At 40.5% G+C, this 24427-nt stretch carries 21 protein-coding genes; 2 read left to right on the forward strand and 19 right to left on the reverse strand.

The annotated features are described in order from the left end of the window. The first annotated feature begins 115 nt into the window (after positions 1-115). Positions 116-1726, forward strand: coding sequence for a cell division protein FtsZ (gene ftsZ / locus G3O08_RS05650; protein WP_163283748.1), 1611 nt, complete (start codon positions 116-118; stop codon positions 1724-1726). A gap of 31 nt (positions 1727-1757) precedes the next feature. After that, complete coding sequence (locus tag G3O08_RS05655) at positions 1758-2210, forward strand: GatB/YqeY domain-containing protein (RefSeq protein ID WP_163283750.1); 453 nt, start codon at positions 1758-1760, stop codon at positions 2208-2210. Positions 2211-2660: 450 nt separating this feature from the next. Here G3O08_RS05655 and G3O08_RS05660 read toward each other — a convergent pair whose 3' ends face one another. The 19 genes from G3O08_RS05660 to miaB all read right to left on the reverse strand — a co-directional run bounded on the left by G3O08_RS05660 (position 2661) and on the right by miaB (position 24415). Then, entirely contained in the window at positions 2661-3353 is a 693-nt protein-coding gene (locus G3O08_RS05660) for a response regulator transcription factor (RefSeq protein ID WP_163283752.1), read from the reverse strand. Between the two features lie 2 nt (positions 3354-3355). After that, a complete protein-coding gene (locus tag G3O08_RS05665; RefSeq protein ID WP_163283754.1) occupies positions 3356-4693 on the reverse strand; it encodes a sensor histidine kinase in 1338 nt (445 codons plus the stop codon). Between the two features lie 63 nt (positions 4694-4756). Next, positions 4757-5659, reverse strand: a complete 903-nt coding sequence (locus G3O08_RS05670; protein WP_163283756.1) for a DUF5777 family beta-barrel protein — start codon at positions 5657-5659, stop codon at positions 4757-4759. Further along, positions 5656-6207 (reverse strand): YceI family protein, encoded by a 552-nt coding sequence (locus G3O08_RS05675; protein ID WP_163283757.1) that lies wholly within the window; start codon positions 6205-6207, stop codon positions 5656-5658. Before G3O08_RS05675 ends, G3O08_RS05670 begins: the two co-directional genes overlap by 4 nt. A gap of 13 nt (positions 6208-6220) precedes the next feature. After that, a complete protein-coding gene (locus tag G3O08_RS05680; protein WP_163283759.1) occupies positions 6221-6631 on the reverse strand; it encodes an OB-fold protein in 411 nt (136 codons plus the stop codon). A gap of 12 nt (positions 6632-6643) precedes the next feature. Beyond that, positions 6644-7027 carry a hypothetical protein gene (locus tag G3O08_RS05685; RefSeq protein ID WP_163283762.1) on the reverse strand — a complete coding sequence of 128 codons (384 nt, stop codon included), beginning with the start codon at positions 7025-7027 and terminating at the stop codon, positions 6644-6646. Beyond that, the gene (locus G3O08_RS05690; protein WP_163283764.1) at positions 7011-7748 is read right to left on the reverse strand and encodes a c-type cytochrome domain-containing protein; all 738 of its coding nucleotides are present in this window, start codon (positions 7746-7748) and stop codon (positions 7011-7013) included. Before G3O08_RS05690 ends, G3O08_RS05685 begins: the two co-directional genes overlap by 17 nt. A 347-nt stretch (positions 7749-8095) precedes the next feature. Then, a complete protein-coding gene (locus G3O08_RS05695) occupies positions 8096-8869 on the reverse strand; it encodes a LytR/AlgR family response regulator transcription factor (RefSeq protein ID WP_204336788.1) in 774 nt (257 codons plus the stop codon). Then, complete coding sequence (locus G3O08_RS05700) at positions 8869-11613, reverse strand: sensor histidine kinase (RefSeq protein ID WP_163283767.1); 2745 nt, start codon at positions 11611-11613, stop codon at positions 8869-8871. Before G3O08_RS05700 ends, G3O08_RS05695 begins: the two co-directional genes overlap by 1 nt. Further along, entirely contained in the window at positions 11610-12167 is a 558-nt protein-coding gene (locus G3O08_RS05705) for a YceI family protein (protein ID WP_163283768.1), read from the reverse strand. The genes G3O08_RS05700 and G3O08_RS05705 overlap by 4 nt, the downstream gene beginning before the upstream one ends. 403 nt (positions 12168-12570) lie before the next feature. Further along, on the reverse strand, positions 12571-13977 hold the full coding sequence (locus G3O08_RS05710; protein ID WP_163283770.1) for a SusD/RagB family nutrient-binding outer membrane lipoprotein: 1407 nt from the start codon (positions 13975-13977) through the stop codon (positions 12571-12573). Positions 13978-13995: 18 nt separating this feature from the next. Then, the gene (locus tag G3O08_RS05715; protein WP_163283772.1) at positions 13996-17124 is read right to left on the reverse strand and encodes a SusC/RagA family TonB-linked outer membrane protein; all 3129 of its coding nucleotides are present in this window, start codon (positions 17122-17124) and stop codon (positions 13996-13998) included. A 257-nt stretch (positions 17125-17381) separates the two neighbouring features. Beyond that, on the reverse strand, positions 17382-19028 hold the full coding sequence (gene groL, locus G3O08_RS05720) for a chaperonin GroEL (protein ID WP_163283774.1): 1647 nt from the start codon (positions 19026-19028) through the stop codon (positions 17382-17384). A gap of 279 nt (positions 19029-19307) precedes the next feature. Continuing rightward, positions 19308-19604 carry a co-chaperone GroES gene (locus tag G3O08_RS05725; protein ID WP_163283777.1) on the reverse strand — a complete coding sequence of 99 codons (297 nt, stop codon included), beginning with the start codon at positions 19602-19604 and terminating at the stop codon, positions 19308-19310. 156 nt (positions 19605-19760) lie between these two features. Next, positions 19761-20102: a preprotein translocase subunit SecG gene (gene secG, locus G3O08_RS05730; protein WP_163283779.1), complete on the reverse strand. Its 342-nt coding sequence runs from the start codon at positions 20100-20102 to the stop codon at positions 19761-19763. Positions 20103-20107: 5 nt separating this feature from the next. After that, complete coding sequence (locus G3O08_RS05735) at positions 20108-21007, reverse strand: hypothetical protein (protein ID WP_163283781.1); 900 nt, start codon at positions 21005-21007, stop codon at positions 20108-20110. 24 nt (positions 21008-21031) lie between these two features. Further along, positions 21032-21541: an LPS assembly lipoprotein LptE gene (gene lptE / locus G3O08_RS05740; protein WP_163283783.1), complete on the reverse strand. Its 510-nt coding sequence runs from the start codon at positions 21539-21541 to the stop codon at positions 21032-21034. A 4-nt stretch (positions 21542-21545) separates the two neighbouring features. After that, complete coding sequence (locus G3O08_RS05745) at positions 21546-22796, reverse strand: sigma-54 interaction domain-containing protein (RefSeq protein WP_163283785.1); 1251 nt, start codon at positions 22794-22796, stop codon at positions 21546-21548. A 191-nt stretch (positions 22797-22987) separates the two neighbouring features. Then, positions 22988-24415, reverse strand: a complete 1428-nt coding sequence (miaB, locus tag G3O08_RS05750) for a tRNA (N6-isopentenyl adenosine(37)-C2)-methylthiotransferase MiaB (RefSeq protein ID WP_163283787.1) — start codon at positions 24413-24415, stop codon at positions 22988-22990. Positions 24416-24427: the final 12 nt, after the last annotated feature.

Here is a 24427-nt window from a genome sequence, read left to right on the forward strand (position 1 = left end):
TACTCTGGTGCAGTCGCTCCGCGTCTCGCGAGGGACGTTTATTTCGGGCTTCTCGCTCGGGATTTTCTTAGAATAAAAATAAATCCAAATCCACAAATCCAAATAAACCCAAATTATGAATTTCGATCTCCCAAAAGACCAGTCATCTATCATCAAAGTGATAGGTGTTGGCGGCGGCGGAAGTAACGCCGTAAATCACATGTATCAGCTTGGAATAAAAGGTGTTGACTTTATTGTGTGCAACACCGATTCTCAAGCTCTTGACGTAAGCCCCGTACCTGTAAAGGTGCAGTTGGGTCAAAGCCTTACAGAAGGCCGTGGCGCAGGTTCTATACCCGCAGTAGGTAAGAATGCCGCCATTGAAAATATTGATGAAATACAAGAAATACTCGCTAAGCAAACTACCATGGTATTTGTTACTGCCGGTATGGGCGGTGGCACCGGAACGGGTGCTGCGCCTGTTATTGCAAAAGCGGCAAAAGATATGGGTATCCTTACCGTAGGTATTGTTACCATTCCTTTTACGTTTGAAGGGCGCAAAAGAATGAATCAGGCGGCCGAAGGCTTGCGTGAAATGCGTGCTTGTGTAGACACTTTGCTGGTTATCAGAAACGATAAACTCCGCGAAATGCACGGAAATCTGTCCTTGCAAAATGCATTTGAGCAGGCCGATAATATCCTGGCTAATGCCGCCAAAGGTATCGCCGAACTTATCTCTGTAACCGGAGCAATAAACGTGGATATGAATGACGTAAACACGGTAATGAAAGATAGCGGTGTAGCAGTTATGGGTCAGGCTTCCGCCGAAGGTGAAGATCGCGCGATTAAAGCTGCACGCAAAGCGCTCGAATCTCCGTTGCTCAACGATAACGATATTGAAGGAGCACAGTACATTTTGCTCAATATTACGTATGGATCAAGCGAAGTAATGATGGACGAAATTTCTGACATTACAGATTATATCCAGCAAGCTGCAGGATCGTCTGCTGACGTAATCTGGGGTCACGGACTTGACGAAACCCTTGGTGAAAAATTAAGTGTAACCATTATAGCTACCGGATTTAAAACTACGCCCGATACCGGTTTTGAATTAGAAGAGCCGGTACGTATGAATCTTAACTCTGATGCTGAACCAAAAAAGAGCCGTGCAATCAATGCCGAAATGGACAGCCCTGTGGGCGATTCTGCCAGCGAGCCGTATCTAAAAGAAGTAAGCAAAGAAGAACTTGAAGAAAAGGAAAAACACACTGCCGAGCAACCGGTACAGCGCTTTGACCTTTTTGGAAATGAAGCACCTCAAACACAACAGGCCAAAGAAGAAAAAAATCAGGTAGAAAATGAGGAGGAAGAAAAAACTCCAGAAAAGCATGAGTATTACCGACTTGATGACAAAGAAGAGGTTGCTTCTAAGGCTCAATCTTCAGATGATGAAGATGATACTGCGGATATCTCTCACCGCGTAAATGTTGAAGTTGCCAATCAGTTAAACAGAGAGCGATTGAGAAATCTCCGCGAAATTTCTGAACGAATTAAAAGTCCGCAGGGATTAAACGAACTGGAGAAAGAGCCTGCTTACAAGCGCCGTAATGTACAGCTCGACCGCCTTGCGCACAGCAGCGATAGCGAAGTGTCTCGGTATACCCTTAGCGAAGAGCGCGATGAAAACGGCAAAACGAGATCTGGGTTACGTCCCAACAATCCGTATTTGCACGATAACGTTGATTAGTAGCTTATCTTTGTAAAAAACAATAAGAAGCATGACACTTGCTGATAAAATAAGCGATGGCATCAAAGATGCCATGCGCGCTAAAGAAAAGGATAAATTAGAAGCACTGCGTGCCGTTAAAGCCGCATTGCTTTTAGAAATGTCGAAAAGTTCTGATAAAGAACTCAGTGAACAGGTTGAAATGCAGGTCTTAATGCGTTTGCACAAACAGCGCAAAGAATCTGCTGCCATTTACCATGAGCAAAATCGTGAAGATTTAGCAAAAGATGAAGAATATCAGGCTTCCGTATTGGAAGAGTTTTTGCCAAAGCAAATGAGCGAATCTGAAATTGCCGCCGTTGTAGATCAAATTATTGCCCAAACCGGAGCTTCAGGAATGAAAGATATGGGAAAGGTAATGGGTCAGGCAAGCGGCAAGCTCGCAGGCAAAGCAGATGGTAAACTGATTGCTGATCTGGTGAAGCAAAAACTTGCTGCCGGTTAGTATATTATTTGGATTAATTTGGATTGTGAAAGAGGGGCTGGGAGGCCCCTTTTTTGGTTTATTTCTAATTGCTGAATTATTATTCTAAAAGAGCATAAGGATCATGTTTGTATCGGCTGTGCGGGATGTCGACCCTGCTCTATAAATGCTTCATTCTAAAATAGACAGGTGTCAAAAGACTGTCAATACTAGCAATTAGTAGTGTACCATATTGATCTTGATCTTGTTGCTCCGAAGGGTATCCACCCTTCGGCTGATACTTTACAATGAAAGATTATTTCGAACTGGATTCAGCGCACATCAATAGTTCCGCAGGTCTGTGATGCAGCTTTGCGGGGGTGGATACCACTTACACACCCACTCCCAGAGGTCGACGAAGCAGCAACCATGAGAAAATTCCTGACCACCTTGCAGTGCACCAATAATCCCGCACAACGATCAACAAATTAATTAACACTCCAATCTAAATCCAACCCCATGCACATTCGCAATGCTTACATTTTCATCTTCTGCCAGATGCTTGCGCAAACGTGTTATAAATACATCGAGACTCCTTCCTACAAAGTAGCTGTCATCGCCCCAAACCATATTGGTAATTAATTCGCGCTCAATAACTTTGTTTTTATGCTCACAGAGTAATTTAAGTACTCCCGCTTCTTTCTTAGTCAGTGATTTTTTCTCGTTGCCGCGTCTCAGCTGAAAGTTGTCAGGATTGTACGTAAATGATCCAATTTTAAAGGTGCTATTCTCAGCGTCATCCTTATCTGGATTTTTCTTATAGCGTTTTAGCACGGCTTCTATTCGCAGTACCAACTCCTCATTGCTAAAAGGTTTGGTTATGTAATCGTCCGCTCCAGTGCGCAGTCCCTCTACCTTGTCTTCTACCATAGATTTTGCTGTGAGAAAAATAATGGGCACCTCAGTATCTATTTTGCGGATGTCGCGGGCGAGCTCAAACCCATCTTTTTTGGGCATCATTACATCGAGTAAACACAAGTGGTAGTTACCCTTGTTAAATTGCATAAGCCCCTCTTTTCCATCACGGCAGAGGTGCACAGTATAGCCTTTTTCTTTAAGTGTATCCTGAATAACAAAACCCAGACCCGGGTCGTCTTCAACAAGTAGTATTTGTGCAGTTGGCATAGCTATTTCGTGTTTTTTATGGGAAATTGAAGTGTAAAAATGGTTCCCTCGCCCTCCTTACTTTTTACCGATATCTTTCCTTTATGCGCCATTACGATCTGATTTACATAATACAAGCCCAAGCCAAATCCTTTTACATCGTGCAAATTGCCCGTAGGAACCCTATAAAACTTATCAAAAATATAGTCAATTGATTTGCGGGGAATTCCTATTCCATTGTCTTCTACCTCAATGATTAAGTTATCTCGCATGTTTGATGTCTTGATGAGAATTGCCGTTTTTGCTTTGCTGTATTTTGTAGCATTATCAAGCAAGTTGTGAATGACGTTTGAAATGTGAACCGGGTCGCCTGATATGTTTTGATTTTCCGCAATCAATTCTAGATTAATAGAAATTTCGTCATTTTCGCGAACCAAAGTGATTGATTCAGCGGCATTTTTAATAATCTGATGCATATCCAATGGCTGATAGTTTATTTCAACTCCCTTTTTGTCGAGCAAGGCAAGTTGCAAAACTTTATCCACCTGTAGTCTTAGTCTTTGATTTTCATTGTAAATAAGCTGAGCGTAATTCTTGAGGCGCTCGGGCTGATCTTTAATTTTATCGCCTAACAAAATCTCGCTCGATAAGCTGATTGTAGAGATAGGCGTGCGCAGCTCATGGGTCATATTATTGATAAAATCTGATTTCATTTCCGAAAGCTTCTTTTGTCGGAGAATTAGATAAACGGCATAAGCGAAAAAGAGAAATACAATCAAACTGATAATTGCTGAAAATGCCCATGTTGAAACTTGTGGTTTTAGGGTACTTACTTCGTAAAGCGTTCTGTCAGGAAAAAATACTCCGAAATAATGCCCGTCTTTATCCCATTTTATTTGTGGAGTTGAGGCAGTATAATCTGTGATAGTGGTGTCGTCATTAAGGGCTATATAGTCGCCATACACAATGCTATCAGTAAAACAATCATAAACGCCGTATTCAAAATTCTCGCCAATATTTCTCCGTTGAAATTCTGATTTTAGCAGGCTTTCCAGCAAATAGGGGTGTACGGTGTCATTAATCGCAACAGAAAAATAATTAGGTCTTATTTGCTTTACGGCTTGAAAAAGCTCTGCCGGGTCATTATTGATCGTCAAAATCTCATTAGCCACATTGGTCAATGCCATTGTTACACGGTCATTAAATTGCTTTGATTCTGCTGTAGCCTGTTCCTTGCGCAGGTCGAGTTGTGTTTGCTGCACCTTAAAAGCCTTATCGAGCCAATAAATTTGGGTAGCAATAATACCAGCAACAGATACTGTAGCGAGTAAAATTAAAATTCCTATCAGCTTCTTTCCCATAAGGCAAAGTTACGGCAAGAAGGTAGAATAGATTTTGGATTTAACAGAATGGTAACAACACGTTTAATTCTCTTTCGGTTTTTTATTGCGGTCTTTAAGCGTAAATACTCTCGAAATGTTAAATCCAAAATGAATATCTCCATTTCCCCATTGACCAGTGGTTTCTGTCATAAAGCTCTTGTCAATCATTCCTATTGAATTTGTAAATTGCAATTGAAAAACGTGACCACCCGTTTCAATATCAATTCCTACAGAGAGCGAATTGTGATAAATATCTGCAATCTGGTCTGGTATTACATAGTAGTACTCGCCGGTAATGGCAAGTCTGTTGGTTAACTTCTGCCTTCCACCAATTCCAATAATATAAACATCATTTTTCACGGAGGTGTTCTCCACTAAATTGCGATGAACCATTGTAGGCATGAGCATAAGGCTCGTTCCTTCGCTAAACTTTCTTCCCAAAAGTACCTGATACGTGTACGTAAGACGGGAAGTGAAATAATTCTCACGTTCTGCATCAGCCCATTCAAGCATGTTAGAAGCGATGGAGGCGTAAAGCGATAGGGTAATGGGCATTACTTTTTTGCCCGAACTCTGGCGTAGCGCCTTGAACTTTACTGATCCGTCCAGTGCTTTTTGTACTGAACTGCGCCCGAAACCTATCATCAGTCGATCTGTAATTCCATAGTCAAACCCAATCCGTATTGTAGCTTGATCTAGACCATAAAGGTTATTTATTCCTGAGTTTAACGTCCCGAAACGGTGCGAAATTCTAAAGTCCAGAACCCCTTCAGAAACGTTTTCAATGCTTTGTGAATTGATAATGTGGGTGCTCTTAAAACTCGCGGAGGCGTAATTCGTGGTTTCTTCCTCTTCTATTAGATCAAGCAGACTGCTTCCTTCATCCTGTGCCAGAAGAAAGAACGGAAAGAAAAATAGAAGAAAAGCGAAGAGAATCTTTGTCATCTTTTAAGTGCTTCCAATTCTGCTGCAACAGTAACTTCTATTTCATTCGCAATCTTATCTCTTACTACTGAAGGAATTTCAATGTCGAAGTCTTCAGGACTCAATTTAAAAACTGCATTTGAGTTTATCTTCTCTCCCGATACCGTGAGCACACCTGGGGTAGTGATCTGTTTCGTTACCCCATGTAGGGTTATCTCACCACTCACCGCAACAGGATATTCTCCGTCTTTTGAAAAATCTACGTCACTAATGTTCTCTATACTTCCTTTAAATACGGATTTTGGAAACTTGCTTGACTCAACATAGTTTTCATTGAAATGCTCTTGCATCAAGGCTTTCTTGAAGTTGAACGACTTCATTAATACCGAAAATTCGAATGCCCCGGTTTTTGAATCAAGAACGGCTGTGGCATTGAAATTATCTGCTTTAATATCTTCGACCGGTGTGGATGAGAAGAAAGAGATATTTCCATTTCTGGTGAAGTATTTATCTTGGGCAAAACCACTTAAGGTTACTGCCATTAATAGTATTGTTGTTATAGTTTTCATGATATTTTATTTTTTATTGGATTATACATTGATTCAGTTCTACATCAGAATTAATTCCTGTGCAAAGTCCTTTAAGCGATACTTCGCTACCTTTAGATGGTGTTTCAACTTTATTAAATTTAGGATCTATGCGGCATTTAACGCCGAAAATAGGATGGGAAGAATTGAGAATAAGGGTGCTGCTAGAGTCAGCATTTTGCATTACATCCACCACAGTGCCAGTCACTTCAAGAATATTGCCCGTAAAGGTTTTATTTCCCGCAACTTCATCTGCAGTAAACTCATCATACAAGTCTTCGCTACTTCCTTGCCAGGTTGCTTCTTTATCGCGTAAAGACTCAACGGGTTTTTGAAACATATAGTAGCCTATAGATACGGCTACTGCCACTAGTATTAATACTGAGAATATTATCTTTTTTTTCATGGTTTCTAAATTTTACTCTGGTGCGCCATTGTTAATCCATACTTGAATCGCTTCTAAGTCACAGCTGGATAAGGGCCCTGAGGGTGGCATGTTTTGCTGAACCAATACCCTTGTACCCAGTTTCCCATCATCAGCTATTGATTTCATTTGTTGATAGGTTTCAAGGCTTATGCCGCCGGTAGGATTCACGCCTGTGTGGCAACCAGATATGGCGCAGCTTCCATTTGCAATAGCTTGTATCGAATTTGTGTATGTAATTACAGAAAGCGTATCACAATTCAAATTTCCATAGGGGTATAGTTCTTCTTCATTGTCGTAATAGCAACTAGAGACGAAAGTGCCAGATAGAAGGATAAGTATTATTCCTAAGGTTTTATGTTTATTGAGGCGCTCCATTTTCTATCCAGATTCTAATTAAATCAATTTCACATTGCGGTAATTGGCTACTTTGATAGGGCATTGGCGTAGCTGTGCCAACATGTTGGACAGCTTGTAAGAGGCTTCCATCAATTGACTGATCTCTCACATTGGCATATCCGCTCAAACTGATATCACCTTGAGGAGATGACCCCGAGTGGCAGCCAAGGCATTTGGCAGTAATAATAGGCTCTATTTTTGAAACGTAAGTAACGTTGGTTGTATCACAATCGCCATTATTGCAGCTTAAATTTAGCGCGCCTTGTTGAATCCAAGCTGCAATCAATCCTATTTGCTCTGAGGTCAAAGGGTTTCCATCTCCAGGTGGAGGCATAATATTATCAGGGTCGTTTTCGGTTATTACTTCATACAAGTCGCTACCATCTAAGTCAAAAGGACGTACATCTCCGGTATTAATAATGTTCTCGTAGTTGTTTAAGATAACTCCATCCTCGGCGGCGTCGGCGCTGTGGCAACCGGGTATTGCGCAATTACTTACCAGCAACGGAAGAATGGTTTGTGAAAAGTAGATTGTGTCAGGATCGCAAGGATAAGGGTTGGGGTTGAGGGTGTCGCCAGGTCCACCACCTGTGCCTCCTGTGCCACCATTAAGTGGAGGCAAGGGCGGCTCGTGCTTACAGCTTAAGATTACTAGCACGCCCACGAATACAAATATTATACTCGTTAAAAGGTTTTTCATTTGGGTTTAATTTCGTCACAAATATAGGTGCTTATCTCAAGGGTATATAATAAATGCTGCCGAGCAGGGATATATTGGTTCTGAACAGGGATATTGAAGAACCGACTACCTGGAATGGTGGGATACAATCCAAAATATCTTTGTGAAATCCATCTTTACTCCGCTACTTTTTGAATTTTCAATAAGTACCTTTTCAAGTATGAAGCCCAGGTCTGGTATAGCCTGCTCGTTAATGAGTTTTAAGGCAAAGTTAATTTCATTATCATGTACTATCATTGTTTCGCAATTTACTATCTCATAGAACTACGATAATAAAGGTGAACATAGATTTTAATTAGAACGAATGTTTAATCATTTAATTCTCCTTTTAGCCACTTTCGAAATTGTGGGGCACGTTCAGAACTTACAATGCAAAATTTCTCATTGTCAAACTCGGGGATGAGATTTAGCTGAACCCGACCCTTGCTGAAAGATTTCATCGATTCGATGCTTGATATATTTACAATTAAGTTGCGATTAATCCTGAAAAAGGTGAGCGGATTCAAATCGCTCTCCACCGATGAGAGGCTTTCGTCAAGAGGATATGATTTCCCTTTTGTCGACACCATAAATGTTGATTTTTGTATGGAGTGAAAATAGGCGGCTTCATTTGGGCTTACCACAAACATATTTGTTCCATATTTCACCAAATATCTTTTGGTTTGGAGTAATTCCTTTTTATCTATTGCATTTGCGATAGCTCTGAAATCAACTTTATCTCTGGTTAGACCCATGCGTTCCCGCAAGCGCTCGAAAGATTTTGCTAAATCTTTGCGATTCACTGGCTTTAAGAGGTAATCAATTGCATTGGCTTCAAAAGCCCTGATTGCATATTGATTGTAGGCCGTGGTAAAAATGATGGGAATCGCTGTATTTATTTCCATAAAAATCTCAAAACACAGACCGTCCGCGAGCTCCACATCGCTTATTATCACATCGGGAGAATTCTCCTTGAGAAATGCGGTGGCGCTCTTTATAGAATCCAATACACCGGCTATTTCGCCATCAGGCTCGATTTCTAATATTAACTTCTTTATCCGCTCACTGGCTGGAAGCTCATCTTCTAAAATTAAAATTTTCATCACGCTATGATCGGTAGTTTAATTGTGAATTCAGTACCATCATCAATAATCTCTATCGGCTTTTTGAACAGTACTTTATACCGGCTTTGAATATTTTCAATACCAGTCCCAGTGCCTACAGACGTGTTGGAAAGTGGAGCCTTAATATTCTCGACGATAATTTGCTGTTCCGTATTGTAAATTCTAATTATAAGAGGTTGTGATTGGGAAACAACATTGTGTTTTATCGCATTTTCTGCTAATAGTTGGAGGGTCAATGCCGGAATGTAAGTCTCTGCTATTTTTTGATCCAACTTATTTTCCAAAATCAGTGCCTCTCCGAATCTTTGTTTTTGAAGGTAAATATACTCCTCGAGATTCTCAATTTCGCTCTTAAGAGTTAAAACATGATCATCCTGATTTTCCAGTATTTTTCTGTAAAAATGAGAAAGCCTTTGAAGATAATCTTCCGCCACCTTTGGTTTTGTTTCTATCAAATTCATCAGCGTGTTTAAGCTGTTGAATAAGAAGTGCGGGTTCACTTGGTTTCTAAGCACCGCGAGCTCACTTTCAACCAATTTTTTCTCGCTTAGCCATTTTCGATTCACTCGGCCTAATTGCCATTTTACGCTGGCGTATATTGCTATTGCGATAAGTAGAATTACCAATGCGATGAACCACCATTCTTTATAGAAAGGTTTTGCAATTGTGAAAGTGTGTTTTATCGCAGATTCAGGATAGTATTCAGTTCCAAGTCCGGTCTCAACTTCAAAAGTGTAGGTGCCATAGTTCAAATTGGGGTAAACCGCAGTATTTCCGGAACTATAATTCCAGTCTTCGTCGATTCCTGTTAGTTTGTATCTAAACTTTACGTTATCAGGGTTTTGATACCAAATTGCTTCGAATGTGTACGCAATATGATTGATATCAAAGTCTAAATTGGAAGCTGTAAGTTTTTGGTCATTTAAATTGGTTTTGAATGACTGCAATACTACAAGAGGATAGGAATCAAAATACTCAGGGGTGAATTTATAGAGCGTTTTGCCCGAAGCGAAGAGAATATTCTTGTTTCCATCAAAGTTGATATTGTTGATGTACTCCCCAGACAAACTTTCAAATACTTGATTGTTTTCAAGGGTAATCAATCGATTTTCAACGTAATACTTTAGCCAACCGTTTCCTACAGCGAGAGCGGAATTCCCATACCCTCCGCTTGCCATTATATATCCTTCCGGATCTAAACTCAGCGAAGTGAATTGGTCTAATTCTCTATTGTATTCAAGCAAATTCTGATTTTTGGTAATAAACCACAGGTTTTTGCTACCATCCTCAGAAATGTGATAAATGGTTTCGCCAGCTAAATAGTCCGCGAAAGGAATTCTTAAAAATTTGTTACCCTTCAATTCATATAGTCCGTCACCGTCTGTACCTATCAGAATAGTAGTGTCATTTGTAAATATGCTGTAAATGTATGGAGCATCTCTTGGTGTGGAGTATTGTTTTACTTTGCCTGACGGTAAAAGGCTCGATACGCCGCTTAGCGTAGTAAACCAAAGGGTATCATTTCTCAGCGACATGCTTAAAACATTGTTATCAGGAAGTCCTTGAGCAGTATCTATTTTTGAAATCGTATTCTCTTCGAAATTGTATTTGTAAATACCGCGGTTGAAAGTTCCTACGAACAAGTCTTTATCAGATGCAGCCATGCTAACAATTACAAGACTATCTTCAAGAACGATTTTTCTTAACGGAACTCCTGAATTTATATCCCAAATCTGCACATTCCCATTTCCACCGGTAAAAACATACGTTGTGTTTTGTATTAAAGCAGTATTGTTAGATGTCGTCTCATTTATTGATTTTGAAAATCTCAAATCGGCAATAACCACATGCCCGTTTTCACACAAGGCCATCATTACTCCTTCTTTCAAAACCAGGAAATCAATAATATTTGGCCGTTTAATAATTGGGTAGGCATCGAGCGAATCAGAATTGTTTATTTCATGAACTCCATTTTCGGTTAAGGCAAATAAACGGTTTCCATATTTCTTGATCTTAGATGCCGTAATCTGTTTTAAACTACGTTTTGTCGGTGATTGATTTTGATCACTCAAGTCTAATTGCACAAGTCCATATCGATATGATGCCGCAAAAATCAATGAATCAATATAGATGACAGAAGTGGTTATGGAAATGGGAAAGTTTTCCAGATGCTTTTTATCGCGGGTATCCACTACGTCAACGCCACGATCTGTTGCAGCAATCAGATTACCGTTCTTGAGAATGACCTGATACACATAATTGTCTGATAGTGAGTTTACTTTCGAGAAGTGGGTTTTATTATTACCGTTTAGCAGATAAACCCCTTCCCCAAAGGTTGAAACGACTATTTTATCTCCATATCCATCAATGGATGATATCGCTGAAGAATCAGCCACCGCTAAAGGATTGCTGACTTCTCGGGTTACAGGATTGAATTTAAAAATAGAACCGTTTTCAGTACCTAGCCAAATTGCAGAATCTATAGCCGCACCGCAGGTTATTATTTGTGGAAAGGCGATTAGCTCGGATAGATTTTCATTTGAATATCTTAATAACCCTTGATTAGAACCAATCCAAACGACTCCTTGAAAGTCAGTTATGAGAAATTTTGAACGCAGGGAGTCGTTGAGATTACGCACCTTGAACTCATGGGTAATGGGCATCCATTGGCAATAGCCGGATAAGCTCAGGAAAAGGAGAATAAATGTTATTCGAATTTTCAATTTTTTGGCGCTAGGTCAGCTTGGATATCCACCTTGATTATTTCGGCAATTTTTTGGAATACTATTCTTGGTATTTCGATATTGTGATCTGCCAATGGTACTGTAAAAGTAGAAATTACCCTTAGTTTCTGTGGAGTAATCCATTCGCAATTGGCCTCAATTATGCGTTCTTTTTTTATTCCATGAATATTGAGCTGTCCTCGTACAATTATGTCAAAAGCGCCGGTGCGGTAATTTAGGTCATCTAAAATTCTACCTGTGAACGTAGCAGTTTGATATTTATCTATTTCCATGTAGTTCTCAAAAAAGTGCTCCTGCTGCAAGGCGCTGTTAAAGCCATTGAACTTTGAAATGGGAATGCTCAAGGCAAATTCACCCTTTGCAGTGTCTATTAGAAATTGAAAGGATTCATTTTCAGCTTTGATTAGTTCCAACGGAGCTTCAGAAACGAAATTTATGCTTCCATTTTCTAATTCAAGAAGATTTTGCGAATGAACCTCATGGCTTCCAGCACATAATATAAATCCAATAAATAGGCTTGGCAGAAATTTCATACTCTTTTTGGGGGTAGGTTTGAATCTATGAAGATAAAAAAAACCGCTTACAAATAAATGCAGCGGCTTTTTGATCTTTTTACCCGGAGTATTTCAGGACATTCTACGCATACGTATATGCGAACTCACCTTAATTACATCCAGTGCGTTTTGATAAATTGTACAATTTAGCCGGATTATTTCACCGAGCAATTCTTCTTCAGGAGTTTGCAAAAGAAGCTTAAAATGGCTTCTTTTCAAACCCTCCGGACATTTCTCTTTCATAGCAGAATGTTCTTGGATAATAGACTTAATTAAACCTGTTTATTAGGAAAAAGGTTACATGTTTAATATACAAAAAGGCAAAAAAAAACCCTTCCCGGATTGCGGGAAGGGTTCATTGATGTAAAATTAAATTTAGATATTAATTAACATCCCAATAAACTGGTAGAAGGATATTTCCTACCACAATGGCGTTTGGATTATATAAACGCTCGCTTTGAGGAGTCGGTAGTCGTTTTGGAATACCAGGATTAACAGCGTTAGGATTAGGGTTCAGTGAAGGAATGTCAGTTCGACGTTGATCAGCATAAACCTCAATTTGGATAAACATAGCAATATACTTTTGAGTCATGATTTTCTCAAGTGTTATTGACCCGGCATCCTCGCTAGCGAAAGCATCAACAAAATCTGCAGGTGCAGCTGCGCCTGTTACTTGCTCAACCGAGGCGATAACTGCCTCATTTAAAGCAGTTGCTGCATCTCCAGCGCTACCACCTCCGCGCAGCAGAGCTTCGGCCTCCAAAAATTTGGCCTCTACATAACTTACCAAGGGTAGTGGAGCAGATGGTGTTGAGTAATATGACCCAACGTAAGAAGTGCCTGTTATTGTTGGGTCATCAAAAGGTGTTCCGCTAAAACCACCGTCACCGTCTTCGGCAACAAAGAAAGGCAATCTTGGATCATCATTATCAACTAACAAGTTTACAAATGACTCGCTTACGGAATAGTAACCTTGTCTGTTAGATTGAAATGCATCCCATTGATTTGCTGCATTACCGCCGAAAAAGGCCATAAATGCATCGGTAGCAGAACTAGTCACCCCGCTACTTGTAAGGTGAGCCAAAACATCAGCAGCAGAACCGGCAGGGTCACGCTCACTTAGTCTATTGGCATATCTTGCCTTTAGTATGTAAGCTGTAACAATCCAATTGTCTACGTTTCCACCAAAGATCAAATCGTCAGCTCCAGGAACGAACGCGTTATCTGCAAGTGGCCTTTGTAGATCAGCTATAGCGTTATCTAAAAGAACTTGTATCTTACCAAGTATAACCTCCTGAGATTCAAATTGTGGCTGAAGGTCTACTTCTAGTCCAAGACCTCCTTCATCAAAAGGAACAGCTCCCCAAAGATCTGTTGCAAGACCAATGTTTAGTGCCATAATTACCTTAGCAATTCCAGCGTAATATGGACCTTCTGCACCATAGTCAGAAATTATGTTTCTGCAATCCACAACTGAACCTGCCCAAATAACTTCCCACTCATTTTCATTCGTGACTTCCGTTACATTGTACTGAGCAATTTCAGTTGATTGTGAACCTTCTTCAGTACCAGCTATTTGTTGGGCAAAAACTAAACTCTGACGTGTTAGCTGTCCAGAGTACGTTGCAAAAGTTGCAACTTGCACATTCGAAAGCAAAAGTTCTGGCGTTACTTCGGCCGGATCATTTGGCGATACGATATCATCTTCTAAGTAGCCATCACAAGAAGTTATACCCCAAGCGAAGACCACCATTATCGATAATTTAAATATTGATTTTAGAGTTTTCATAGTTTGATTGTTCTTGTGTTAAAATGAGAATGATACACCAAGTATGAACGATTTGGCACCAGGATTATTAAAATAATCAAACCCGTTAAGGTTTGAACCTGCACCTGTCAAACTTGTTTCAGGGTCAACGCCCTTATAGTCAGTAATTAGCAAAAGGTTTCTTGATGTGAAAGTGAAGTCTAAATGACTAATTTTCGCTGTCTCACCGAATCTTAAACGATACGAAAGGGAAAGATCTCGTAATCGAATCCAATCTACTGTTTCAACAAACTCTTCAGCAGCACCGCCGGCATCGCCAACTACAGCTTTGAAGTAAGTATTTGCACTTATCTCAACAGTGTTCACTTCTCCAGATTCTGTTACACCTTCTACAACGTACATTCTTTCACGATCTTCTGAATCTCCAGATCGTCCAAGGTTGTTTAGTCTGGCATAGGTACCGTTCCAGATATCACCGCCTTTGCGGAAATCAAAAAGGAAGGACAAAGTCAGATCTTTGTATGTAAAGGTATTCCTAACACCAGCAGTCCAATCTGGAATCCAGCTCCCAATATTTCCGGTTTGCGGATCCAGGATTGGAATTCCGTTCTCTCCAATGATAACATTTCCGCCACTATCTCTTTTCCATCGGGTTCCATAAAATACCCCGATTGGTTCACCAACAATGGCGAATGAACCAATTGATGCAAACGCTGCTTCCAGATTTACTTCCTCAACTCCGTCAGAAAGCTTAGTTACTTCATTTTTATTAGTTGCCCAGTTGATGTCAACACTCCAAGTGAAGTCTTGCTTTCTAATTGGGTTAATTCCTAACTGGACTTCAAATCCTTGATTTACCATTTCAGCTGCATTGGTGTATTGACTTGCGTAGCCAGAGCTTTGAGCTAGTGGTCTAAACAAGAGTACATCAGATGATTTCTGATTGTAATAGGTGAAATCTAGAGATACTAAATCATCCAAAAAGTTTAAGGTAAGACCAACTTCATTACCAGTGAGTATCTCAGGTTTTAATTCCGGATTTCCAAGATCGTCTGATATTCCATATCCATTGACATCCCCATAAGGAAACGTCAAACCATTCGTGAATCCATCAGTATAAGTGGGAGTGTTATAGTATGTGCGTGTATTATATGGCGAAGCAGGAATACCCACTTGAGCAAATGAATACCGAACTTTACCAAACGAAAGCCAGTCAGGTTTTGAATCCCATATCTCTGTGAAAACGATGGAAGTACTAACCGAAGGATAGAAAAAATTGTTGTTATCTAATTCAAAAGATGACGCCCACTCATTTCTTCCAGTTAAGGTAAGGTAAAACCAACGATCATATTCAAACTCTACATTTCCAAAGAAGGCAAATGTTCTTAGGTTTTCGGTGAATTGTGAAGAGTATAAATCTGAAGTATTCGCCAGATTGTAAAAGTTCGGTATAGACATAATTCGACCTCTCGCGAAGACATCATCAAAATTATTCATAGTGAAGTTGTGTCCAACCTGAGCGGTTATATTCATCTTTTCAGTGAGCGATTTAGTATAACTCAGTATAAAGTCACCGTAAACTTGAGAACTTGTCAAGCGGTTTTCATTAATCTGACCAACTTGTCCGATATCATCGTTGTTTGAAGAAACTGCAAATATTTGAGTTCTTTCATCAGAGTATGAATCAATTCCAATACGGTAAGTTGCATTCCAGTTTTCTGCGAAATCCCATTTCACAAAGAAGTTACCGATCATTCTGTTTACGTCAGATGTAAAAGGATTTTCATAAACTGAATAAAGCGGATTGTCATAAGCGAAGAAATAAGAATTGTTATAGCCTAAGTTTGGAGTTCGGTAGTTCCGAACATCAAAATTGATAGGCATTCTGAACAACCCTAAACTTACACCTGATAAATTACTCCCATTTTGAGCCATGGTGCTGCTAGACTTTATGTAGTTAGCAGTTCCACCGAAAGAAAGCTTGTCAGTAAGATTCAAATCGGCAGTTAGGCGTACAGATGTTCTGTCAAAGTTGGTGTTGGGCACCATTCCTTCTGTTCTCGTATCTCCAATAGAAAGGCGTACAGCTGCGTTTTTAGAACCGCCAGATACTTCGACATTGTTATTAAAAGAGACACCGGTTTGGTAAAAGTTTTCAATATTGTCATAAGTTTCTAAGTCAAGGCTTGCAGCCGTAGGACCCCAGCTTCCCGATGTCCCGTATCCAATATCATCATTCGAAATGAAATAGGGAGCATTATCAAAACGCTCATCCGGTCCTGGATCTGCTGGTGGAGTGTAATTTCCGCCATTTCCTGAGACATATGTGTCTTGGAAGTCAGGAAGTTTGTTTACGGTAGTTAGTTCAACAGAACTTGAAACTCTAACACCAACTCCTTTACCCATCTTTCCTCTTTTGGTAGTGTAAATAATCGCTCCATTACCAGCTCTGGCTCCGTAAAGGGCTGCTGCAGCTGGTCCTTTCAAAATTGTTACCGACTCAACGTCATTCGGATTTATATCTATAGCTCTATTCGAGTTATTTACACCTTGTAGGTTGGAGTTGAAAGGGTAGTCTCTCGGTGAAGACTGTGTAGTGCTGTTGTCGATTGGAACACCATCAACAACAATTAGAGGTTGATTTTCACCAGTAAAAGAAGATGGGCCACGAATTAGTATTTTACTTGAAGCACCTGGTGTACCACCCGAACCTGTAACCTGGATTCCTGGAGCCTTCGCTGCCAAACCCTGAATTACATTTTGTTCTCCGGAACGACTCAATTCTTCACCGCTAACATCACTTACAGCATATCCAAGCGCTCGTTTTTCCCTCGAAATACCAAGAGCAGTAACAACAAACTCATCGAGATCAACTCCAGTTAACAATGAAACATTGTATACATTGGATTCTCCAATGTTAACCTTTTTGTCAGTCATACCAATGAAACTAATGACGAGCGTTTTGCCGACTTCGGTTTCAATGCTATACTTTCCATTAATGTCGGAGACGACTCCGGTGGTGGTACCTTCAATGACTACAGTTGCTCCAGGCAAGGACTCTCCCGAATCTTCTGAAGTAACAGTACCTGTTACGGTTTTTGACTGCCCAAAGAGCCAAGCTGATGATATTATCATCAGACCTGTGAGCAGCATTTTGCTAATTTTCATAGGCTAATTTTTTGGTGGATTTAGTGTTAATTTAGTCATCTGCACGCTTGCCGATGGAGTTAATTTAGCGTGAATGTAGAAATTATTAGGACAAATTAACACGAACTACCAAAAAAAATTAATTTTTGATTACAAATACTTAACAATGGAGTGCCTTAACTCATTTAGTATGAATGCATACGTTTGATAAAGGATAGTCTAAAAAAAATGCCCCGCATTTGCGGGGCATTTCAAAATTTGGAAAAAAAATGATGATCTTACATCATTCCGGGCATTCCTCCGCCCATTCCTCCCATGCCACCCATTCCGGCAGGAGAAGAGCCTTCTTCTTCAATGTCTGATATTACACATTCAGTAGTCAGCAACATTCCGGCAATTGATCCGGCGTTTTCAAGAGCTACACGTGCAACTTTGGTAGGATCGATTACTCCGGCAGCCAATAGGTTTTCAAACACATCGGTGCGGGCATTGTACCCAAAGTCATCTTTTCCATCGCGCACTTTCTGCACTACTACAGAGCCTTCGCCTCCGGCATTGGCTACGATTTGACGAAGCGGCTCTTCAAGCGCACGTCGCACAATCTGAATACCTGTGTTTTCGTCTTCATTCTCGCCAGTTAAATCTTTAAGACTTGCCAAAGCGCGAATGTACGCAACACCACCACCGGGAATAATTCCTTCCTCTACTGCTGCGCGAGTTGCATGAAGTGCATCGTCCACACGGTCTTTCTTCTCTTTCATCTCTACTTCCGTGGCAGCACCTACATATAGTACAGCTACACCACCGGCAAGTTTTGCAAGACGCTCTTGAAGTTTTTCCTTATCGTAGTCAGATGTTGTTGACTCAATTTGAGCTTTAATCTGATTTACACGTCCTTCAATGGCCGATTTTTCGCCTGCACCATTTACCAGAGTGGTATTGTCTTTATCAATAGATATTTTTTCGCAAGTACCAAGATCTTCAAGGGTAGCATCTTCCAGTTTGCGTCCTTGCTCTTCTGAAATTACATTACCACCGGTAAGAACGGCCAGATCTTCGAGCATTGCTTTTCTTCTATCTCCAAAGCCGGGCGCTTTAACTGCAGCAATTTTAAGCGATCCGCGTATTTTGTTTACCACAAGGGTAGCAAGAGCTTCGCCTTCTACATCTTCCGAAATAATTAGAAGCGGACGACCAGTCTGTGCTGCTTTTTCCAATACGGGAAGAAGGTCTTTCATATTAGAAATCTTCTTGTCGTATATAAGGATGTACGGATTCTCAAGCTCTGCAACCATCTTTTCAGTATTGGTTACAAAGTACGGAGAAAGGTAACCGCGGTCAAACTGCATACCTTCTACAATATCAACGTAGGTTTCAGTTCCTTTGGCTTCTTCAACGGTTATTACACCTTCTTTTTTTACTTTGGCCATAGCCTCAGCAATCAGTTTACCAATGGTGTTGTCGTTGTTTGCAGAAATAGTGGCAACCTGCTCAATTTTTGAGTTATCATCGCCTACTTCACTCGATATTTTGTGGAGATTTTTAACTACGGCTCCAACAGCTTTGTCTATTCCACGTTTTAAATCCATTGGGTTTGCACCTGCAGCTACGTTTTTCAAACCAGTAGTTACCATAGCTTGCGCCAATACGGTAGCTGTGGTCGTTCCATCACCGGCCATGTCGGCAGTTTTAGAAGCAACTTCTTTTACCATTTGAGCACCCATGTTTTCAATCGGGTCTTTAAGCTCAATTTCTTTAGCTACCGTAACACCATCTTTGGTTATCATAGGTGCGCCAAATTTTTTGTCAATAATTACATTTCGACCTTTTGGTCCCAATGTTACTTTTACAGCGTCAGCTAATGCATCAACTCCCTTTTTCAGTTTGTCGCGTGCAGCAACGTCAAATGTTATTTTCTTAGACATATTATTTACTTTTTATAATGTGTTTGTTATTGTTGTCTTTTTGATGGGAAATTTAATTCTATTTATACGATCCAGTTTCTGGATTAAAAAGTTCAATTTCCTATTTAATAGACTCTATGAGAGATTTGTATGTCTGAGCTAAAAAGTTCAATAAGCAAGTCTTCAGAACAAGCCGAAGGCATGAGCGCGCATTCTTTTAAAGACAATAAGTTGATATTTATCAATGATTGTTTAAGAGGGTGTGCAACGCCGTTAGTGGACTTTGTAGACAGACACTACTTAGTTTTTGCCGACTATTCCAAATATGTCAGCCTCTCTCATAATGAGAAACTTTTTGCCATCAAGCTTAATTTCGGTTCCGGCGTATTGGCCATAAAACACATTATCGCCTGCTTGAATTTTTGGCTTCTTTCCTTTCTCATCTTCGTCGCTAACAGAAATTACAGTTCCTTGTAGCGGTTTTTCTTTTGCGGTATCCGGAATATAAATTCCGCTGGCAGTTTTCTCTTCTGCAGGAGCAGATTCTACAACTACTCTGTTTTGAGATCCTGCAATTGGTTTAAAATTTATTGACATGGGTTTTAATTTTAAGATTTGATCTAATCTCTTTCATATAATGTGCCAATGGTAAATTGGGTGCCTGATTTACGCATTTTGGCATAGATCAAAAAAAAATGTCAGTGTGAAGTGACACACTGACATTTAATACAGTTTATTTAACTTAATTTCTTTTTAATCGCCAGATTCCTGATCGTCAAGCGGCATTTCTGCTGCCCCTTGATCTGCCGGTTGCTGCTGTTGCATTGGTTCAGCCTCTTGATAAATAGGAGCGGTAGATTTTACCACATTGCCGCGCTGCTGAATGCCAGCCGAAACAAGGCATAGTACAAAAAGCCCAATAGCTAGCGACCAAGTGCTTTTCTCCAAAAAGTCGGCTGTGCGTTTTACACCACCTATTTGGTTGGCAGATTGAAAACTAGAGTCAAGCCCACCACCTTTAGGATTTTGAATAAGGACTATAAGCGCCAAAAGAACGCATACAATTATGATGAGTACAAAAATGAAAACTTGCATAACAATTATTTTATTTGATCTTCCGCCTTTTTTTCAAGGTCTGCAAAGTAAATGCTTTTTTCTGGAAATTTCAACTTTAGATTTTTATAAGCTTTTGCAGCCTTTTTAAAATCTCCCTGGCGCTCATAAATCTTCGCAAGTGTTTCAGTTACAAATGATTCGTCTTCTACTAAACTCATTTTGCCCATTTGAGATGGCGAGAAGAAAGCGGTTTTAACAGGCGATATTTGGGGACTTTCCTGAATGAATTTGTCTATAATTTGCCTTTCTACAGGTGGGATTTTGCCTTTCGACTGGAAAGGAGTGCGTGTGTACGGCGAATCTTTTTGAAGCAACCAAGCTCCAAAACTCAAAGGCTCTGCATCCGCTTTTTCAGCTGAGGACCCTAGCTTGGTTTTATTTTCAGTATCTGAAGCCAATTCATGCAGGCGCATATCGCTTTCTATCTCGCCAAGGTGCGAAATAGCTTCACGCATAATCTGAACTTCGAGCGCCTCAGTTTTAAAGTGATCCTTGTTGAAGTTGTCATTTTCAATTGCAACCGAATGAGTTTCAGTGTTCTCTTCATGCAACTGGTCATCATCCGATTCGTTATCAGGTATTGCTTGTTCCGGTATTGGAAGAGTTGGCAAAGAAATTTCTTCTATTGTCTCTTCTTCCACTTCAGCAGAGCTGGCTTCAATTCTGCTTAGCAAATTCTCTTTTACTATATAATCGTATAGTTTAGACCGGTCTTGAATGGCAATGGCAGCGCGGTTGAGCTGGTTCTTAAAATCTATGCTGTCCTGCTCTTTGAGATCTATTGCACTTAGCACTTGAAATGTAGCGCAATACGGGTATTTATCTGCAAGCTTATGCAATCCTTGTGCATCGCCGATGCCCTGCACCCTGCGCGCATCAATCATTGCTATGATTTCTCTCTGCTGCATTTACCAGGCGCCAAGTGATGCGTCAAAAATATCTTGCGTAAGCTGACTGTTAATGTCAGTAATCAAATCTTTTTCTACTGTTGTTAAATCCTGACTAGAATTGTAGTCGGCAAACCGACTGAACGTTTTTTCAAAGTTCTTTTCACGCTCAAAAGTATTGATATACTTGATTTTAAGAGAAATAGTAAGCCGGTTTACACTTGTTACTTCCTCAGACGAAATGGCGGCATTGCCTATTTGGTATTGCGTTACAACTCCTTCGTATTGCAAATCACCGCGTTTTTCGGCAAGATCAAGCGATGTTTGCGAAAGCATTAAATCTTTCAAACTTTCTGTAATATCTAAATTGTAAGACGCAGGAGCAAGGGGCGTTGCCATTTGAAATTGCTTTACAGAAAATGTTTTTGCTTCCGCAGGAATATCTGCTCCGGTAAAAGAGTAGCCCACTGTGCACATCTGCATCGCCGGAAGGCAAAGAAGTACTATTAGTAAGATGAAAATGCGCTTCATGAAATTATTTCAAATTGTACTCTTTTATTTTTCGATAAAGGGTTCGCTCTGAGATTCCCAGCTCCTTTGCCGCATTTTTTCGGCGATTGTTATGCCTTCTCAATGCTTTTTGAATCAGCTCGCGCTCTGTGTCTTCCAGCGAAAGCGACTCTTCATATTCTTCGTGGTCAGCAATTTCTGTACCATTGTCTGGCTTCCCATATACATATGGCTGAGCCCTCTCGGAAGTAATAATCGCCGCTTCTTCCTCCGAATCCTGCGGTGAATCCTCGAAAAGTCTTTTTAGTGCAGCCGGATTGCTCGTATTTACCGAAGTGCCTCCTCTAGTCTGGTTTTGAAGAAGTTCTAAAACAATCGTTTTTAAGTCGCTTATGTCCTGACGCATTTCAAAAAGAAACTTGTATAGAATCTCCCTTTCGGTAAAGTCTCCACCGGCTTTGTGTTGATCTACAATCGCAGGTAAGTTACTTTTGTCAATATCGGGAAGATATTGTTTCAGTACTACAGCGCTAATACTCTGCGCAGCCTCAATTACTGATAATTGTTCAGTAATATTCTTTAGCTGCCTGATATTTCCGGGCCAGCGATAGTTTTCGAGAAGGCGTTCTGCATCATCTTCGAGTCTCGTGGTTGGCATTTTATATTTCTCAGCAAAGTCAACAGCAAATTTTCTGAAAAGCAAAGCAATATCTTCCTTTCTGTCGCGCAATGGCGGAAGGTAAATAGGTACCGAATTGAGACGATAAAATAAATCTTCGCGAAATTTTCCGTTGCGAATAGCCACGTTCATATCCACATTAGTGGCAGCAACAATTCGTACATCTGTTTTAATGACTTTTGAAGATCCCACACGAATAAATTCGCCAGACTCTAACACACGTAATAAGCGTGCCTGGGTTTGAATGGGCAGCTCTCCAACTTCATCAAGGAATATCGTACCGCCATTGGCCACTTCAAAGTATCCTTTTCGGGAATCGTGAGCGCCTGTAAATGAACCTTTTTCATGACCAAACAGCTCTGAATCAATAGTTCCTTCGGGAATCGCACCGCAGTTTACTGCAATATATGGCCCGTGCTTTCGCGCTGAAAGTTGGTGGATAATCTGCGGCATCGTTTCCTTACCAGTTCCACTCTCTCCATTAATAAGGACAGAAATATCAGTAGGAGCCACTTGGGTGGCAATATCAATGGCTCTATTTAGCGCCGGAGAATTACCAATTATTCCAAATCGCTGTTTTATCTGTTGAGTATCCATTAATGGTTCTTGGTTCTTAGTTCTTGGTAAAAAGGAATTACGAGATGCGAATTTCATCCGGGGCTTCGAGTTTGGTAACTGAGGCTCTCGACTTTCATCCACCTAACAATCTAATTCGTAATTAACCCATTCGTAATTCGTAATTCATTTTTCGTAATTCGTAATTCGTAATTAATCTAATTCGTAATTGATTAAACAACGTCTCCCATAAGTGTAGCCGAAGTGCAATCTGTAACTTTTACATTTACATACATGCCCGGCTTAAAGTCTCCTTTATCAAAAATTACAACAGCATTCTGGCTATTTCGTCCAAAAAGGTGTTCATCCGATTTTTTTGAAAAACCTTCAACCAATACTTCAAAGATTTGACCCACGCTTACCAAATTTCGCTTCAGCGAACTTGCTCTTTGAACGGCTACAACCTCTTCAAGCCGCGCTTGTTTAACTTCTTCAGGCACGTCATCTTCAAACTTTCTTTCGGCTAGTGTTTTTGGGCGCTCAGAATATTTGAACATATAGGCATATTCGTAATCAACTTCTTTCATAATCGATATCGTATCTTGATGATCCTGGTCAGTCTCTCCGCAAAATCCCGAAATCGTATCGGTACTAATTGCGCATTCAGGCATAATTCTGCGGATGGCGTCAATTCGTCCCATATACCATTCGCGTGAGTATCCGCGGTTCATTCGTTTCAATACTTCTGTGCTTCCGCTCTGCACAGGGAGGTGAATGTATTCGCAAATATTTTTGTACTTCGCCATGGTGTGAAGTACATCATCAGTCATATCTTTTGGGTGCGATGTAGAAAACCGAATACGAAGAAGAGGATTTACCAAAGCCACTTTTTCAAGCAATTGGGCAAAATTTACGGTTTCGGCATTGGGATCTGTTATTTCTCCTTTTTTGGTAATGTTCCATCTATATGAATCTACATTTTGACCTAGAAGAGTCACCTCGCGGTAGCCTTCCTGAAAAAGGTAGGATGCTTCGCGCACAATAGATTCCGGATCGCGACTTCTTTCGCGGCCACGCGTAAAAGGCACCACACAAAAGGCACACATATTATCGCAACCGCGCATAATAGAAATAAAAGCCGTAACCCCATTGCTGTTGAGCCTTATGGGATTAATCTCTGCATAGGTTTCCTCACGCGAAAGCAATACATTTACCGCTTTTCGTCCATCGGTTATTTCTTCGATAAGTCCCGGCAGCTCGCGATAGGCATCGGGGCCTACCACCATATCTACAAGATGTTCTTCCTCGAGAAGTTGCGATTTTAAACGCTCGGCCATGCAGCCCAAAATTCCAATCAGGAAATCGGGCTGGCGCTTTTTTATTCCATTAAAATGGTTTAGCCTGTTTCGGACCCTTTGCTCTGCGTTGTCGCGAATAGAGCAGGTATTGATCAATACCAGATTAGCTTCTTCGGCATTGCTTGTGGTTTCATATCCTTCTTTTGCCAAAATGGAAGCTACAATCTCACTATCAGCAAAATTCATCTGGCAGCCATAGCTTTCCAAATAGAGTTTCTTGCCATTTTTCTTCCATTCACCTTCTACAGTTGTAGCTTCTCCCTGACGGGTTTCGTCTAATACTTTATTTGAACCAGTAAGCATATTTTTTCTGAA

Source organism: Cryomorpha ignava, assembly GCF_010686655.1.
Classification (GTDB): Bacteria; Bacteroidota; Bacteroidia; order Flavobacteriales_D; family Cryomorphaceae; genus Cryomorpha; species Cryomorpha ignava.

What these genes read in the sequence shown, in the direction of transcription:
- ftsZ (WP_163283748.1), top strand. Translation starts at nt 116, where the DNA reads ATGAATTTCGATCTCCCAAAAGACCAGTCATCTATCATCAAAGTGATA.
- G3O08_RS05655 (WP_163283750.1), top strand. Translation starts at nt 1,758, where the DNA reads ATGACACTTGCTGATAAAATAAGCGATGGCATCAAAGATGCCATGCGC.
- G3O08_RS05660 (WP_163283752.1), bottom strand. Translation starts at nt 3,353, where the DNA reads ATGCCAACTGCACAAATACTACTTGTTGAAGACGACCCGGGTCTGGGT.
- G3O08_RS05665 (WP_163283754.1), bottom strand. Translation starts at nt 4,693, where the DNA reads ATGGGAAAGAAGCTGATAGGAATTTTAATTTTACTCGCTACAGTATCT.
- G3O08_RS05670 (WP_163283756.1), bottom strand. Translation starts at nt 5,659, where the DNA reads ATGACAAAGATTCTCTTCGCTTTTCTTCTATTTTTCTTTCCGTTCTTT.
- G3O08_RS05675 (WP_163283757.1), bottom strand. Translation starts at nt 6,207, where the DNA reads ATGAAAACTATAACAACAATACTATTAATGGCAGTAACCTTAAGTGGT.
- G3O08_RS05680 (WP_163283759.1), bottom strand. Translation starts at nt 6,631, where the DNA reads ATGAAAAAAAAGATAATATTCTCAGTATTAATACTAGTGGCAGTAGCC.
- G3O08_RS05685 (WP_163283762.1), bottom strand. Translation starts at nt 7,027, where the DNA reads ATGGAGCGCCTCAATAAACATAAAACCTTAGGAATAATACTTATCCTT.
- G3O08_RS05690 (WP_163283764.1), bottom strand. Translation starts at nt 7,748, where the DNA reads ATGAAAAACCTTTTAACGAGTATAATATTTGTATTCGTGGGCGTGCTA.
- G3O08_RS05695 (WP_204336788.1), bottom strand. Translation starts at nt 8,869, where the DNA reads ATGAAAATTTTAATTTTAGAAGATGAGCTTCCAGCCAGTGAGCGGATA.
- G3O08_RS05705 (WP_163283768.1), bottom strand. Translation starts at nt 12,167, where the DNA reads ATGAAATTTCTGCCAAGCCTATTTATTGGATTTATATTATGTGCTGGA.
- G3O08_RS05710 (WP_163283770.1), bottom strand. Translation starts at nt 13,977, where the DNA reads ATGAAAACTCTAAAATCAATATTTAAATTATCGATAATGGTGGTCTTC.
- G3O08_RS05715 (WP_163283772.1), bottom strand. Translation starts at nt 17,124, where the DNA reads ATGAAAATTAGCAAAATGCTGCTCACAGGTCTGATGATAATATCATCA.
- groL (WP_163283774.1), bottom strand. Translation starts at nt 19,028, where the DNA reads ATGTCTAAGAAAATAACATTTGACGTTGCTGCACGCGACAAACTGAAA.
- G3O08_RS05725 (WP_163283777.1), bottom strand. Translation starts at nt 19,604, where the DNA reads ATGTCAATAAATTTTAAACCAATTGCAGGATCTCAAAACAGAGTAGTT.
- secG (WP_163283779.1), bottom strand. Translation starts at nt 20,102, where the DNA reads ATGCAAGTTTTCATTTTTGTACTCATCATAATTGTATGCGTTCTTTTG.
- G3O08_RS05735 (WP_163283781.1), bottom strand. Translation starts at nt 21,007, where the DNA reads ATGATTGATGCGCGCAGGGTGCAGGGCATCGGCGATGCACAAGGATTG.
- lptE (WP_163283783.1), bottom strand. Translation starts at nt 21,541, where the DNA reads ATGAAGCGCATTTTCATCTTACTAATAGTACTTCTTTGCCTTCCGGCG.
- G3O08_RS05745 (WP_163283785.1), bottom strand. Translation starts at nt 22,796, where the DNA reads ATGGATACTCAACAGATAAAACAGCGATTTGGAATAATTGGTAATTCT.
- miaB (WP_163283787.1), bottom strand. Translation starts at nt 24,415, where the DNA reads ATGCTTACTGGTTCAAATAAAGTATTAGACGAAACCCGTCAGGGAGAA.